The sequence below is a fragment of the Nostoc sp. genome, from assembly GCF_036917135.1.
GTDB lineage: Bacteria > Cyanobacteriota > Cyanobacteriia > Cyanobacteriales > Nostocaceae > Nostoc.
Window position 1 is genome coordinate 23,701 of the sequence record NZ_JBALEA010000032.1, and the last position, 14,130, is coordinate 37,830.

The 14,130-nt window shown below is 43.4% G+C and carries 16 protein-coding genes; 9 read left to right on the top strand and 7 right to left on the bottom strand.

What is annotated here, in order from left to right; genetic code table 11:
• Nucleotides 1-524 precede the first annotated feature (524 nt).
• From V7K50_RS09665 to V7K50_RS09685, 5 genes are all read left to right on the top strand, one after another.
• The gene (locus tag V7K50_RS09665; protein ID WP_334804966.1) at nt 525-851 is read left to right on the top strand and encodes a hypothetical protein; all 327 of its coding nucleotides are present in this window, start codon (nt 525-527) and stop codon (nt 849-851) included.
• A gap of 479 nt (nt 852-1,330) precedes the next feature.
• Entirely contained in the window at nt 1,331-2,860 is a 1,530-nt protein-coding gene (gene psbB / locus V7K50_RS09670) for a photosystem II chlorophyll-binding protein CP47 (RefSeq protein ID WP_334959440.1), read from the top strand.
• Nucleotides 2,861-2,956: 96 nt separating this feature from the next.
• Nucleotides 2,957-3,064, top strand: coding sequence for a photosystem II reaction center protein T (locus tag V7K50_RS09675; protein WP_012409025.1), 108 nt, complete (start codon nt 2,957-2,959; stop codon nt 3,062-3,064).
• 294 nt (nt 3,065-3,358) lie between these two features.
• The gene (locus tag V7K50_RS09680) at nt 3,359-4,573 is read left to right on the top strand and encodes a 30S ribosomal protein S1 (protein ID WP_334959442.1); all 1,215 of its coding nucleotides are present in this window, start codon (nt 3,359-3,361) and stop codon (nt 4,571-4,573) included.
• A gap of 131 nt (nt 4,574-4,704) precedes the next feature.
• Nucleotides 4,705-5,448, top strand: coding sequence for an HAD family hydrolase (locus tag V7K50_RS09685; protein WP_334959444.1), 744 nt, complete (start codon nt 4,705-4,707; stop codon nt 5,446-5,448).
• Between the two features lie 329 nt (nt 5,449-5,777).
• On the opposite strand, the gene V7K50_RS09690 is transcribed toward V7K50_RS09685, so the two are convergent.
• From V7K50_RS09690 to V7K50_RS09700, 3 genes are all read right to left on the bottom strand, one after another.
• The gene (locus V7K50_RS09690; protein ID WP_334959446.1) at nt 5,778-6,881 is read right to left on the bottom strand and encodes an AI-2E family transporter; all 1,104 of its coding nucleotides are present in this window, start codon (nt 6,879-6,881) and stop codon (nt 5,778-5,780) included.
• A gap of 179 nt (nt 6,882-7,060) precedes the next feature.
• The gene (locus V7K50_RS09695; protein ID WP_334959448.1) at nt 7,061-7,495 is read right to left on the bottom strand and encodes an NUDIX hydrolase; all 435 of its coding nucleotides are present in this window, start codon (nt 7,493-7,495) and stop codon (nt 7,061-7,063) included.
• A 22-nt stretch (nt 7,496-7,517) separates the two neighbouring features.
• Nucleotides 7,518-7,934 (bottom strand): hypothetical protein, encoded by a 417-nt coding sequence (locus V7K50_RS09700; RefSeq protein WP_334959450.1) that lies wholly within the window; start codon nt 7,932-7,934, stop codon nt 7,518-7,520.
• Between V7K50_RS09700 and V7K50_RS09705 the strand changes: the two genes are divergently transcribed.
• The 4 genes from V7K50_RS09705 to V7K50_RS09720 all read left to right on the top strand — a co-directional run bounded on the left by V7K50_RS09705 (nt 7,933) and on the right by V7K50_RS09720 (nt 10,986).
• On the top strand, nt 7,933-8,163 hold the full coding sequence (locus V7K50_RS09705; protein ID WP_334959452.1) for a hypothetical protein: 231 nt from the start codon (nt 7,933-7,935) through the stop codon (nt 8,161-8,163). The two genes, V7K50_RS09700 and V7K50_RS09705, sit on opposite strands and share 2 nt — an antisense overlap.
• 132 nt (nt 8,164-8,295) lie before the next feature.
• Complete coding sequence (folD, locus tag V7K50_RS09710) at nt 8,296-9,171, top strand: bifunctional methylenetetrahydrofolate dehydrogenase/methenyltetrahydrofolate cyclohydrolase FolD (protein WP_334959454.1); 876 nt, start codon at nt 8,296-8,298, stop codon at nt 9,169-9,171.
• A 150-nt stretch (nt 9,172-9,321) separates the two neighbouring features.
• Nucleotides 9,322-10,254 (top strand): geranylgeranyl diphosphate synthase CrtE, encoded by a 933-nt coding sequence (gene crtE / locus V7K50_RS09715; protein ID WP_334959456.1) that lies wholly within the window; start codon nt 9,322-9,324, stop codon nt 10,252-10,254.
• Between the two features lie 276 nt (nt 10,255-10,530).
• Nucleotides 10,531-10,986, top strand: a complete 456-nt coding sequence (locus V7K50_RS09720; protein ID WP_334804974.1) for a divergent PAP2 family protein — start codon at nt 10,531-10,533, stop codon at nt 10,984-10,986.
• 57 nt (nt 10,987-11,043) lie between these two features.
• On the opposite strand, the gene V7K50_RS09725 is transcribed toward V7K50_RS09720, so the two are convergent.
• From V7K50_RS09725 to V7K50_RS09740, 4 genes are all read right to left on the bottom strand, one after another.
• Nucleotides 11,044-11,730: a hypothetical protein gene (locus tag V7K50_RS09725; RefSeq protein WP_334959458.1), complete on the bottom strand. Its 687-nt coding sequence runs from the start codon at nt 11,728-11,730 to the stop codon at nt 11,044-11,046.
• A 302-nt stretch (nt 11,731-12,032) separates the two neighbouring features.
• Nucleotides 12,033-12,362, bottom strand: coding sequence for an MgPME-cyclase complex family protein (locus V7K50_RS09730; protein ID WP_334959460.1), 330 nt, complete (start codon nt 12,360-12,362; stop codon nt 12,033-12,035).
• Between the two features lie 65 nt (nt 12,363-12,427).
• Nucleotides 12,428-13,147: a SnoaL-like polyketide cyclase gene (locus V7K50_RS09735; protein WP_334959462.1), complete on the bottom strand. Its 720-nt coding sequence runs from the start codon at nt 13,145-13,147 to the stop codon at nt 12,428-12,430.
• Between the two features lie 149 nt (nt 13,148-13,296).
• Complete coding sequence (locus V7K50_RS09740; RefSeq protein ID WP_334959463.1) at nt 13,297-14,022, bottom strand: pyridoxine 5'-phosphate synthase; 726 nt, start codon at nt 14,020-14,022, stop codon at nt 13,297-13,299.
• Between the last annotated feature and the right edge of the window lie 108 nt (nt 14,023-14,130).

The following is a 14,130-nucleotide window of genomic DNA, read 5'->3' on the forward strand; positions in this document are numbered from 1 at the left end:
AACTATAGAATTACTTCTAAAAATTTAGATGTTTACCTCAGAATCTACATTGCTTATTTCTATAGAATAATTCAAACTTTTAAAATTAACTGTTCATAATTTTGAGAAGTAGAGTCAACAGAAGAGTAGTTTAATATAAAAATTTCTTTTCCCTTGTATCGTTCGCTTCTAAAGTTATCTTGTTTACTTCTCCCATTTTTTATCATGGGTTATATTAATTGTATAATTCCATTCCTTGCCGTGTATTTCAAATGCCCATTCATCTAGTTTTTTAATTGTGTCGCTATTATCGTAAGTTGTAAGAAATTTGATTCTATGCTTATGTCTGTTTAATATTTGGCATAGCCTGAAATGATCGTCTTTAGAAAATGAATGAGCATAAAATTTATCTTGCTCGGCTTTAAAATAAGGAGGATCATTAAATGAGTAATGAGTATTAAAATATCATTAGTTTATACATTATTAACAAATAATATACGATATCGTTAAGAGCAGATTGAAAGTCTAATAGTGAGACTAAGACCGTGAAATATTTCTTTCTATCTGAGGGATGGGCAGTTGCGAGAGTCTGGGCATCTGATGGACTCTGGCAAATAACTGCATGGCGACGGCAACCAGATATTCAGCGAATGAATATTTGTTTAGTTGAAGAAAACGAATTGCTCTGGCTTTATCGAGTTGAAGAAGCCGTTTTAACCGTAGAAGTGAAACCAACAACACCAGTAATTGCTAGTAAAACCATCGGACAAGTAGTACTCAAACGTCTGATGAGTGCCGAACAGGTAATCGAACGCCTGGGTACAGCCGAGGCGAAGTGTCAACTGCAAAATATCCAGTTGGTGGTTCAGTAAATATAGGGCATGGGGCATGGGAGAGAAATTTTTCCCCTGCTCCCTCTTCCTGGAGCTTTTTCTGAATCAATGCCCAATACTTCGGCTTCGCTCAGTACAAGTGCCCAATGCCCCACTCATAGTAAAGAAAAGATAAGCAAATTTAATCTCTGAGGGGTGTTGGTAGCGAAAAAACTTACAGATGCTACGCGATCGCATCAATTTACACGCTTGCAAACAATTCCATCAATAGTTACACTTTTTAAAACATTCTCATTTTTGCTTGGAGATGGCTACCCTACAAGGTAAACCTCCCGAAGCGAGTAAGCATTGCCAAAGCACCCACGCTGTCTGACTTATTAAGACTAAGCTGTGGTAATGCTCTGGCTCTGGCAATAACAAAAAACAAGAGAGAGTTTTATGAGTGGCGATTTTCGTCTCTCATAACCTCAGTAAGAAAATTGCTTTGTAAACTAACTCATCGAGGAGGAGCGTAGTCAATGGGACTACCCTGGTACCGAGTACATACAGTCGTTCTGAATGATCCAGGGCGGCTGATTTCTGTACACCTAATGCACACAGCCTTAGTAGCTGGCTGGGCTGGTTCGATGGCACTCTACGAACTGGCTGTTTTTGACCCTAGCGATCCGATTCTCAACCCCATGTGGCGTCAAGGGATGTTCGTTCTGCCCTTCATGTCACGTTTGGGTGTTACTCAATCTTGGGGTGGTTGGAACGTTACTGGTGGTCCATCAACTGATCCTGGCTTCTGGTCATTTGAAGGCGTTGCTGCGGCTCACATTGTTCTTTCCGGTCTGCTGTTCCTAGCCGCCGTATGGCACTGGGTTTATTGGGATTTGGAACTCTTTAGAGATCCCCGCACTGGTGAACCGGCTCTCGACTTGCCAAAGATGTTTGGCATTCACCTGTTCTTATCTGGTCTACTTTGTTTTGGATTTGGTGCTTTTCACGTCACCGGACTATTTGGGCCGGGGATATGGGTTTCTGACCCCTACGGGATAACTGGCGCAGCGCAGGCAGTAGCACCAGAATGGGGACCCGATGGTTTTAACCCATATAACCCTGGTGGCATTGCGGCTCACCACATTGCCGCAGGTGTTGTTGGTATTATTGCAGGCTTATTCCACCTGACAGTTAGACCCCCCGAACGGCTCTACAAAGCCCTGCGGATGGGGAACATTGAAACAGTACTCTCTAGCAGTATTGCAGCAGTCTTCTTCGCTGCTTTCGTCGTTGCTGGTACCATGTGGTACGGTAACGCCGCCACTCCCATCGAATTGTTTGGCCCCACCCGCTATCAGTGGGATCAAGGTTACTTCCGTCAAGAAATTCAGCGCCGCGTCCAAACAACTGTTGCTCAAGGTGCAACCCTTGATCAAGCTTGGTCGCAAATTCCCGAAAAGCTGGCTTTCTACGATTACGTCGGTAATAGCCCCGCTAAAGGCGGTCTATTCCGTACAGGTCCAATGGTGAAAGGTGATGGCATTGCCCAATCTTGGCAAGGTCACGCCGTATTCAAAGACTCTGAAGGACGGGAATTGACCGTGCGTCGTCTCCCCAACTTCTTTGAAACCTTCCCAGTGATTTTGACTGATGCAGATGGAGTTGTCCGCGCTGACATTCCCTTCCGTCGGGCAGAATCTAAGTATAGCTTCGAGCAATCTGGTGTCAACGTTAGTTTCTACGGTGGCAATCTCAATGGTAAAACCTTCACAGAACCAGCTGATGTGAAGAAGTATGCCCGCAAAGCTCAAGGCGGTGAAATCTTTGAATTTGACCGAGAAACCTTGAACTCTGATGGTGTATTCCGCACCAGTCCTAGAGGTTGGTTTACCTTTGGACACGCGGTATTTGCTTTGCTGTTCTTCTTTGGTCATCTCTGGCATGGCGCTCGGACAATTTACCGAGACGTATTTGCTGGTGTTGATGCCGATCTTGAAGAACAAGTTGAGTGGGGTCTGTTCCAGAAAGTGGGTGATAAGTCAACCCGCCGGAAGGAAGCCCTTTAATTTCAGTTCTGAGTTATGAGTGCTGAGTTCAGAGTTAAGGCTCTGACTCAGCATTCAGAATTTTAACTACTGGCTAGATAAAGAGGAAATCGTAATATGGAAAGCGTTGCGTACATCTTGATTTTTACTCTGTGTATAGGTACTATCTTTTTTGCGATCGCATTTCGCGAACCCCCCCGCTTTGAGAAACCAAAAGATAAGTAGATCCTATTTCCAGACCTTTAAGCTGATTTAACGTTAATATCCGTTGCTACCATGCTTAGTAGCAACGGATATTATTATGTTTGTCCTTTATGTTACTTCTCACTACTAACCAATGACTAATCACTAATCATTGTGATATAATTTCCAATCTTGGGAGTAGATATGTGTTAATACTAGCTTTTCTGCGCTAGGATGAAAATGGATGTTTTGTGTAAGCTGCCATAAAAGCGCTTGCATAATACGTCGCGCTTGTCGCACAACCTTTACGGAGACTAGAACCAGGAACAAATAAGCATGGTCAATCAGAATTTAACCGCTACAGAAATTGGATTCACTCACGAAGATTTCGCTGCTCTACTTGACAAATACGATTATCATTTTAGCCCTGGTGATGTTGTCCCAGGAACAGTTTTCAGTATAGAGCCGCGCGGCGCTCTGATTGACATTGGTGCTAAAACCGCAGCATATATACCTATACAAGAAATGTCTATTAACCGGGTGGATGCCCCGGAAGAAGTATTACAGTCAAACGAAACACGGGAATTTTTCATCCTCACCGATGAAAACGAAGATGGACAATTAACCCTTTCCATTCGCCGTATTGAATATATGCGGGCTTGGGAACGTGTGCGACAGCTGCAAGCAGAAGATGCTACTGTACGTTCTGGCGTGTTTGCAACCAATCGTGGTGGAGCATTGGTAAGGATTGAGGGATTACGTGGTTTTATCCCAGGTTCTCACATCAGTACCCGCAAACCTAAAGAAGAATTGGTAGGCGAAGATTTGCCGTTGAAATTCTTAGAAGTAGACGAAGAACGTAATCGCCTCGTTCTATCTCACCGTCGGGCGCTGGTTGAGCGCAAGATGAACCGCCTAGAAGTCGGCGAAGTAGTAATTGGTACCGTTCGTGGCATCAAGCCCTACGGTGCTTTCATCGACATCGGCGGCGTCAGTGGTCTACTACATATTTCCGAGATTTCTCACGAACATATTGATACACCCCATAGCGTGTTCAATGTCAATGATGAAGTGAAAGTTATGATCATTGACTTGGATGCAGAAAGGGGTCGGATTTCCCTATCTACCAAGCAGCTAGAACCCGAACCCGGCGACATGATTAAGAACCGGGATTTGGTTTACGATAAAGCGGAAGAAATGGCTGCTAAGTATCGTGAACAACTGCTAGCCAAGCAGCAAGGTGCTACTGCTGCGGCGGCTGCACCTGCGGAAGCTTTAGCAGAAGAAGAAGTTCCACCAGCAGTAGAACTTGACGAAGAAGTTCCACCAGCAGCAGAACTTCAAGAAGAGATTCCACCAGCAGCAGAACTTGCAGAAGAAGTTCCACCAGCAGCAGAACTTCAAGAAGAGATTCCACCAGCAGCAGAACTTGCAGAAGAAGTTCTACCAGCAGCAGAACTTCAAGAAGTTACAGTAGTTGCGGAAATTGAAAAGGAGATTCCAGCAGCAACGGAAACTGAAGAACAAATTCCAGCAGCTATTGAAGAATAATAGATTTTTTATAGTTTTACTTATTTTTAAGTAAGAGTATCAAATCATTTTCTAAAGAGGGTTTTTCCCTCTTTTTTTATGTGGATAATCGCTAAAAGTGAAGAGTTGGCAGTAGTTAAGAGTTAAATATTGTGGCAACCATTAAATGTAGAAATATCACCTTTGATAATATCCAGGCAATTTTGTTTGACAAAAACGGTACTCTAGAAGATTCAGAAACCTATTTGCGATCGCTGGCACAAAAAGCAGCAAGATTAATAGATGCCCAAATCCCTGGAACTGGGGAACCTCTGTTAATGGCATTTGGCATCAATGGCAATCTTCTAGATCCCGCAGGTTTAATATCAGTAGCAAGCCGCCGTGAAACGGAAGTTGCAGCTGCGGCATATATTGCCGAAACTGGAAAAGGATGGTTTGAGTGCTTAAAAATAGCCCGTCAAGCTTTAGATGAAGCGGAAAAATACATTGGGAAAACTCCTTCACCACTGTTTGTGGGTAGCTTAGACTTGTTGAAATATCTACAAGATGGGGGTTTGAAACTTGGTATTCTCTCAGCCGCGACAACTGAAGAAGTACATAATTTTGTAGCGAATCACCAGTTAAGTGATTATATCCAGTTGGAAATGGGAGTAGATGATGGTCCGAGTAAACCAGATCCCATGCTATTTTTGCAAGCTTGCCAAGCTTTGGGAGTCGAACCAGGCGCTACATTGATGGTGGGTGATTCAGTTGGTGATATGCAAATGGCGCGTGATGCTAAAGCCGCAGGTTGTATTGGTATCACTTGGGTAGGTAAGTCAGATAATGTCCGAGGTGCGGATGTGGTGATTAATCAACTTGATGAAATCCAGATTTTAGAGATGTCAATAGCTTAAGAGGTTGTTTGAAAAGTGGTTGGCTGTGATTTTTAGGCACTTATTGATCCCCCCTAACCTACGCCAGTCGCTCCACTTGGGGAGACCCCAAGACCGCGCTGGCTCCCCTTAAAAAGGGGCGAACCGGAGTCAATGACTTACGTAAACAATAGCCGAAATCATTATTTTACGGTAGGGGCAATTCATGAATTGCCCCTACCGCGTGTAGTTTTGCGTAAGTCCTAAAAAGTATTTAATAACTTCTTATTTGTTAGTATCATCAAGTGGGTTTTTGCAATTAATTTCTAGACAAGCTCACCAGTTTTTCACTTAATCTGAATGATTGAATTTTAGCTATAACTTCCTGCTCTCTCAGTTGTTATCGCAACAGGTTCTGACTCGATATCATCTATTTTATTAAACTCCCCAGCCCGCCAACTATCTGTTATATCCTTGATAAAACTGGCAATAGGGATCGCAATTAACAAACCCAGCACTCCTCCCAACTTGGCCCCCAGCAGCAAAGAAATCACCACCCAGACAGGATTTAAACCAGTCAAATTTCCCAGAATTCGCGGTGCAACAATATTAGAATTAACTTGGTCGATGGCAACAGCTACACCTAAGACTTCGACTCCTAACCAAAAATTTTGCAGCGCTACCAACAAACTTACTATGGCGATACCTACCCCCGTACCAAAGGGGAAGAGTGAAAATAAGCCAATACCAATGCCAAAAAGTAGAGCCAAGGGAACTTGCAGCGCCAAAAATGCCAATATAATTGTCACCCCTAACACAGCTCCCAATGTTGCTTGACCGATGAAGTAATTGTGGAAATCCTCTCGTAGTAATTCCCGCATTCTTGACCCAATGTTAGGGGGAAACCACTGAAAAATTCCGTCCCAAAGACGCTTGCCGTTCAATATTAGGTAGATAGTCAGCACTACTGCCAGCAGCACGTTGAGGACAATACCAATGGTATCGACGGCAAAACCAAGAATTCTACCAGTGAAGGACTGAAGTTGGTTAGATAATCGTTCCAGAAGTTGAGTAAATAAACCACTTAAATTAATGGGAAGTTCTTGTTGACTTAACGCCCAATCCTGGAAAGCTTGCAGCTGCTGAGTACCAGAATCAATCCAACTGGGCAAAATATTAGCCAACTCAACTAGCTGTTGGATAATCAGGGGAACCAAGGTGATGCCTAGAGCTCCTAAAACCACCACAGTCAAAAGTAACACTCCCCCGATCGCTAAGTTGCGTTTCACCCCTTGTTCCTGAAGAAACTGAATTGGATAGTTCAAGACAAAAGCCAGGAGGATGGCGGCAGCAATAATGCTAACCAATGGTTGAAAATACTGTACAACCTGGATCAATAGCCAGCCGTTGAGAATGGCAATGGGAAATGCCAATCCTATAGTTAACCATCGCGGCAGTTTATTTGCTGATTGCATTAGTGATGACCCCATAAGAGTTCTAACTTTATTTTGGCTTCTAGGGTGCGGAGAGTGGGGGAGAAATCAATTCAAAATTCAAAATGACGCTCGCGGACTCGCTAACAAAATTCAAAATTAAAGAATTTATTTCTGCCTCCTGCCTCCTATTTCCCAATGCCCAATGCCCAATGCCCAAATTATGTGAGATTTTTCTCAATAAAATCCAACATAATTTTTTGATGCGTCGCCCCTAAAGGTCGGACTTCGCCAGCATTTTGTGAATAACAGTTACCTTGGCGAATATCTTCTACCGTGAATAACCCCATATCCCAACCTTCGTTCAGAACTAGTTGATTTAATTCCACCAAGAGTGGTGCATGAAAGACATGACGGATAATTCTTTCGTCGCGGTAACAGCCAAATTCAACAAAGGGTGGTGTAATGTAGCCGATTTCTTCTAAAATTTCTCGCTTTACCGCTACATCCGGCGTTTCACCAGGTTCGATGTGACCGCCAAACAGCGCCCAGTAACCAGGGTAGAGAATACCGGGGATGTTGTCGCGCAGTTGCATGAGAAACTTGTTTTTTTGGTAGAGAATTGCGATCGCTACATGCACCTGTTGATTGTTCATTATGTTTATTTTTAATTACTGATTACTCTTCTTCTAAATAAACTTCCCCCAATTCTTTGCCAGCTAAGGGAATACTTCGGTAGCGAACTTTACCCTTAATCACCACTTCTGAACCCTCACCCAGATTCTTTTGATTGGTAACAACCCAAATTTTGCCCGTTGAGTCACTAATTTGATAAGCCCACTGTTTGATCAGGGGAGCTTGCTTTTCTACCTGACCTTGGATGTAAACTATAGCCTGATTGTCTTGTTTTGGTTTAATTTCTCGAATTGGTGTGACATTAGTACCAATTTTTAAGTTAACCCCACTCAAGCCAGACGGAGGCAAACTACTACAACTACAAAGTCCCACCATCAAGAAAAAAATCAACCCCACGCGGTAGGTAATAATGCTGTGTCCGTACAAGAAGGAAAAGGACAAATTTCTTGTTTGTTGCATGAAAGCCACCAATTTATTTATTTTGGGAATTGGGAATTGGGCATTGGGCACTTGTACTGAGTTTCGACACTTCGGCTACGCTCAGTGCATCGCTACGCTCAACTACCGCGAAGCCGTTGGCGCAGCCTCTCCAAGAGTTGTATTAGGCATGGTTCAATACTCATCTCCCTCATCTCCCCACTCCCCAATTCTTTATTCTTCAGATGATGCCGTTGATCTGAGAAAATAAACATTATGGATTTACTGTCAGAGAAACCCTACGACATCAAACAGCAACAAAATAATAGTCGAAAGTCAAGATTAAATAATTAATATTTTCATTTTGACTTTAGACAACAAGCGAATATAGCTGGGAATTTTCATGGAAACAAGAACTGCCAAACTCCTTGATGGTAAAGCAATAGCTAAAAAAATTCAGCAAGAACTTTCTGTTGCCATTACACAATTAGAACCAAAAATCGGACGATCGCCTGGTTTAGCAGTGTTGATGGTTGGTGATAACCCAGCGTCAGCCGCTTATGTACGCAATAAAGAAAAAGCCTGCGCTAAAGTTGGCATCGCTTCTTTTGGCAAACATTTTCCCGCCGAAACTAGCCTTGGGGAGTTAGAAGAGGTAATTGCTGCACTCAACCAAGATGAACGGGTGGATGGCATTCTTGTGCAGTTACCCTTGCCTAACCACTTGGATGCTGTAACTTTGCTGCATCAAATTGATCCCGATAAAGATGCTGATGGACTGCACCCAGTGAACTTGGGGCGACTAGTACGGGGAGAAATCGGTTTACGTAGCTGCACCCCGGCTGGTGTGATGCGGCTTTTACAAGAATATGAGATTCCTTTGCAGGGAAAACAGGCAGTAGTAGTGGGACGCAGTATTTTGGTTGGTAAACCGATGGCGCTGATGCTCTTAGAAGCTGATGCCACAGTCACGATCGCTCACTCGCGATCGCATGACCTCAAAAGCATCACCCAAAATGCTGATATTCTAATTGCAGCAGTAGGTCGTCCCGGATTGATCTCTGCTGACATGGTGAAAGCGGGCGCTGTTGTGGTAGATGTAGGGATGAATCGCGTCACCGATGCTAGTGGCAACAGTCGCTTAATTGGCGATGTTGATTTTGAATCAACCGCTAGCGTCGCCGGATTTATCACCCCAGTTCCTGGTGGTGTTGGTCCGATGACTGTCGCCATATTGTTGCAAAATACATTTGCCAGCTATTCCAAGGCGGCAAGATGAAGAAAGAGACTGATGAGTTAAAAGTTAAGAGTTATTAATTCCTAACTCCTAACTCCAACTCCAGCTCCCAACTCTTCATTTTTTCAGCGCCACAGCACCTTAAAATTGTGACGTGTAAGACAAAAATCCCAAAATGTCAGGAATTTAAGAATGGTAGCAACTGATAACGTTCAAAAGACACCACCAGAGGAAGCCACGTTTAACTTAGCAGCCTATCTCAAAGAGCGACAAAAGCTTTGTGATCATGCTTTGGATCAGGCTATCCCCATCATTTATCCAGAAAAGATTTATGAGGCGATGCGCTACTCGTTATTAGCTGGAGGCAAGCGTGTACGTCCCATTCTTTGCCTTGCTACCTGTGAAATGATGGGTGGAACTATTGAGATGGCTATGCCAACGGCTTGTGCTGTGGAAATGATCCACACAATGTCCTTGATTCATGACGACCTGCCAGCGATGGATAATGACGATTACCGTCGTGGCAAGCTGACGAATCATAAAGTCTATGGCGAAGATGTGGCGATTTTGGCTGGCGATGGCTTGTTAGCTCTCGCTTTTGAGTTTGTTGCCATTGAAACCCCCCAAAGCGTTCCTAGAGAGCTAGTATTGCAGGTAATTGCCCGTCTTGGTCGAGCGCTAGGGGCAGCTGGTTTGGTCGGCGGTCAAGTTGTTGATTTAGAGTCGGAAGGTAAATCTGATATTTCCCTAGAAACATTAAATTTCATTCATAAACACAAAACAGCCGCCCTTTTGGAAGCTTGCGTAGTTTGTGGCGGGATCATAACTGGGGCATCACCTGAAGATGTGCAGCGACTAACCCGTTATTCTCAAAATATTGGGCTAGCATTCCAAATCATTGATGATATTCTGGATATCACTTCTACTCAAGAGCAATTAGGTAAAACAGCTGGTAAAGACCAAAGAGCCAATAAAGTGACCTATCCCAGCCTTTGGGGACTTGAGGAATCGCGATCAATTGCCCAAGAGCTAGTTAAAGCAGCTTGTGTGGAATTAGAACCATTTGGGGAGAGAGCCAAACAGCTCCAAGCGATCGCTCTTTTTATTGCCAGCCGTAATAACTAGTAACGCTTTGAGTAATTTGTAATTCATATAGTGCAAGCGTTTCATTGATTTGGAATGGGTGGTTTATTGAGGCTATTCTGTATTACACCACCCAGAGGAATTCAAAATTCACTCATTCAAAACTAAAAAAGCTTATCAACTAAGCTTTTCGATGATTTTGAATAGTTGTCCTGTTTTCGCCGTGATTTACTAGGTTAATTTGGGATTTTGGGTTGAATCTAAATGTTTCCTCAACCAACAACTGCTGCTAATATTTACTAACCTAACCAAAATACCATGCAGGACATAGGCAACATTTTAGACAACCGGGTGCTGCTGGTTGCTCTGGTAGCTTGTTTAATTGCTCAAGCACTAAAGCTCGTAATCGAGATCGTCAAAAATCGCAAACTGAATGTGCGTGTTTTGGTGACAACCGGAGGTATGCCCAGTGCCCATTCAGCTCTAGTTACGGCTCTAGCTGCTGGTGTAGGGCAAACACTAGGTTGGGCATCTCCTGATTTTGCTGTTGCGATCGTTTTTGCCATCATCGTCATGTATGATGCAGCCGGAGTTCGCCAAGCGGCTGGTAAACAAGCTCGTATCCTCAATCAAATGATTGATGAATTATTTGATGAAAAACCAGATTTTAGCCAAGACCGTCTGAAGGAATTACTCGGACATACACCAGTTCAGGTAATCGCTGGGTCGGCTTTAGGTATAACCATCTATTGGTTAGCTAGGTCTGCTTATTAGTCAATAGTCTACAGTCTATTAACCAATGACTAATGACTAATGACTAATGACTAATGACTACAACCGCACAGTTGAGCGCAACAAAATCACTTTGCGACTATCTACTATGCTGGCAACAAAACCGCCATTGTTTAGCTTCTGCAATGTGTTGTAAGCTTCACTTTGGTTAGTGGTATAAACTGCCAGCAAGTAAGGGCGTTGTCCATAGGAAACAAAACCTACATTACCTCCCACCAATTGCTGCACACTATTTGCTAGTTCTGGACGGTTGTAATAATCTACCAGCACTGCATAACCCTCTCCTAAGGCTTGAGGATTATAGCTGACTGTCTGCTGCGGTGGCTGTGGTTGTGGCTGTGACCGTGGCTGTGGCTGCCCATCTGCCGTTGTTGTTGGTCGAGTCGTAATTATGGCAGACAAGCCAACAATATTGCTGACATATCTGGCCCAACGATTGGCATCATCAATTTTGTTAAAGCCCCCGACTCGCGTCACAGTTTCGTTGAGATATTTGCAGGTGATGGTCTTAAGTTCAGGTGGTAAGGCACTACGCAACTGCTTTTGATTATTTGCTGTGGGACTGACTACTAATAAAAGATACTCACCCGCATTTGGTGGTTTGCAAAGGGGAATAGCTTGTTGGGCAAAAACAGAACTCATTCCACAAATCAACCCTGCGTAAGCGAAGATCGTCGTAGATATCGCTAATCCTAAAACACTTGGTAAAGTCTGAAATCTATGCACAAAAGTTAGATTATGTAAATGAAGGTGTCTTAGAAGATTTTATAAAAAAATATTTTGTTCCCCCAAAATAATATAGCATTTGTCTCTACTTAGTGATTTTTTGTAATTATTAATGTATCAATTAACCTATAATTTTGACTGTATAAAGCTATTCTTTAGCTGTACGCTTAATAACATCACATAAGTTGAACATATATCTGAAAAGGGTGTCCGCGTAATTAAAACAGACATAAAAAGACCACCGAATCTGAGAGGGGGACAAGGGGGCAAGGAGAATAATCCAATGCCCAATGATGCCCAGATTAGGAAACAGTAGCAAGGGATGCCAAAGCATCTGGTATTGTCTCAGAAGGGGCGCGGAATTCGCCAGTGATGACGTACTCTAAACGCAGTTTTAACCAAGTAATAAATTGGGGATTAGTAGAAATAATCGCCACAGCTGGTTGAGGACACTTCGCCTTTAGCTCTTTAAATTGCGGTGTTTCCAAGAAAGCTGGTTGTTCAACCAACCAAAAATCTATTTGTTTTTCTTGTTCGTGGTAGTGACGAGTGCGCTCTTTGAGAACTTCTTCTATCGGTTCTTGTTGGAGAAGAAAGCGTTGACTAGCCAAAACGTAATAGTATGTTTGCATTTTCATCCTTGAGTTGCTATGTGAATAATTTAAGGGCACAGTGCTGCACTCTGTGCCCTTACAAACTAACTTTTCTGGGATTTCTTGAACCAAGAACTAAACGGACAAGCACTTTTCTGGTTTTCAGCATTTGTCTGTTTGCCACCAGATGTGAGCTTTTCCAAGAACAGATTATTGTCAAAGTAGTGTTCTAAGGAAATAACCTTCAAGTCATCGGTAACTTTTGCAATACTCATGCCGATAATTTCTACTGTCTCTCCAGTGGGTGCATGGCCTTTATATTCTCCGTTAAAATGTCCCCAATGCCGCCACTTGAATGTGACATTTGGTGGCCCTGAGAAAACTTCCACTACTTCCCAAGGGAAACCTTGGGGAAATGTTGTGTGGAAGACTTTTGCGGATGATTCAAAGCTCTCTTCTGAAGCCTTGTAGTGTTCTGAATCAGCCATAAATAAGTTGTAAGTACCTTGGGCTGATAAATCTGCTGCGGTGTACTCTATCCCGCCGTTGGTACTGACGCGAAACTTGTCATTGACAATAGATAACCACTCTTGGGGGTTAGCTTTAAAGGATACCTCCATCTCTAAGGTTCGCACCAAGTTTTGGACGATCGCTTCCAGTGTCCCTTCAAGATGATTGTAGATACTTTCTTGGGCAAGATTTTCTTTGGAACGGGAATAATCAGGCGGTGTCTGATAGCGCCACTCGACATCAGTGCTTTCTGCTATCACCTGATCCCGATCTTGTACCCAAAGCGGCAGGTTGTTAGATTGTGTTGCGCTCATAGAAGTTTTTGCTGAAGATTTGATCCCAATTTCTAGATTTCGCAGTGACAACCCTCTGTGGGGGAGTGGGGAGTAAGAATTTTAGATTTTAAATTTTGGATTAAATTTCAATCTAAAATCCAAAATCTAAAATTGAATAGCCCAATGCCCTATTCCCCATTCCCCTTAATAGCTTGTTTCATCTCGCGGACTGCCCTTTCTATACCTACTAATGCTGCCCGACTGATGATGGTATGACCAATATTCAGTTCTTCCATACCTGGAAGCGCAGCTACGGGATAGACGTTCCAGTAGGTGAGTCCATGTCCTGCGTTGACTCGTAATCCAGATTTAATCGCTTGTTCACACCCTTTAGCTAATATGGCTAATTCTCGGTGGCGATTTGTCTCATCTTTAGCCTCAGCGTATTGTCCGGTGTGCAATTCAATAAACCGCGCCTGTACCTTGACAGATGCTTCGATTTGTGCTGGCTCTGCGTCGATAAATAAACTAACTGGAATGCTAGCGCTTTGCAATTTATCAACTATCTCACCTATTCTAGCAATTTTACCGATAATATCTAGTCCGCCTTCTGTTGTGACTTCTTCGCGCTTTTCGGGGACTAAGGTCACGTAATCTGGTTTGATATCGAGAGCGATCGCTAGCATTTCATCTGTAGCGGCCATTTCTAAATTAAGATGCGATCGCACTGTTTGCCGCAATATCCGTACATCCCTATCTTGGATATGTCGCCGATCTTCGCGCAGATGCACCGTAATTCCATCTGCACCGCCTAATTCTGCCAGCACCGCCGCCGCTACGGGGTCTGGTTCCACCGTCTGCCGCGCTTGCCGGATGGTGGCGATGTGGTCAATGTTAACGCCAAGTGTAGGCACCCCAAATTTCTCCCAAATCCACAGTCCTCAGAACTTGATTTTACCGGAAATAGTGGAAGTTTTACTGGTGAAGAGTTAAATGCGATGTCTACGACGGACTATGACGCT

Excerpts from the sequence above, each read along its gene's own strand:
- crtE (WP_334959456.1), top strand. The coding sequence starts at position 9,322 with ATGGTAGCAACTGATAACGTTCAAAAGACACCACCAGAGGAAGCCACG.
- V7K50_RS09675 (WP_012409025.1), top strand. The coding sequence starts at position 2,957 with ATGGAAAGCGTTGCGTACATCTTGATTTTTACTCTGTGTATAGGTACT.
- V7K50_RS09705 (WP_334959452.1), top strand. The coding sequence starts at position 7,933 with ATGAAAGCCACCAATTTATTTATTTTGGGAATTGGGAATTGGGCATTG.
- V7K50_RS09735 (WP_334959462.1), bottom strand. The coding sequence starts at position 13,147 with ATGAGCGCAACACAATCTAACAACCTGCCGCTTTGGGTACAAGATCGG.
- V7K50_RS09695 (WP_334959448.1), bottom strand. The coding sequence starts at position 7,495 with ATGAACAATCAACAGGTGCATGTAGCGATCGCAATTCTCTACCAAAAA.
- V7K50_RS09680 (WP_334959442.1), top strand. The coding sequence starts at position 3,359 with ATGGTCAATCAGAATTTAACCGCTACAGAAATTGGATTCACTCACGAA.
- V7K50_RS09730 (WP_334959460.1), bottom strand. The coding sequence starts at position 12,362 with ATGCAAACATACTATTACGTTTTGGCTAGTCAACGCTTTCTTCTCCAA.
- psbB (WP_334959440.1), top strand. The coding sequence starts at position 1,331 with ATGGGACTACCCTGGTACCGAGTACATACAGTCGTTCTGAATGATCCA.
- V7K50_RS09720 (WP_334804974.1), top strand. The coding sequence starts at position 10,531 with ATGCAGGACATAGGCAACATTTTAGACAACCGGGTGCTGCTGGTTGCT.
- V7K50_RS09690 (WP_334959446.1), bottom strand. The coding sequence starts at position 6,881 with ATGCAATCAGCAAATAAACTGCCGCGATGGTTAACTATAGGATTGGCA.
- folD (WP_334959454.1), top strand. The coding sequence starts at position 8,296 with ATGGAAACAAGAACTGCCAAACTCCTTGATGGTAAAGCAATAGCTAAA.
- V7K50_RS09700 (WP_334959450.1), bottom strand. The coding sequence starts at position 7,934 with ATGCAACAAACAAGAAATTTGTCCTTTTCCTTCTTGTACGGACACAGC.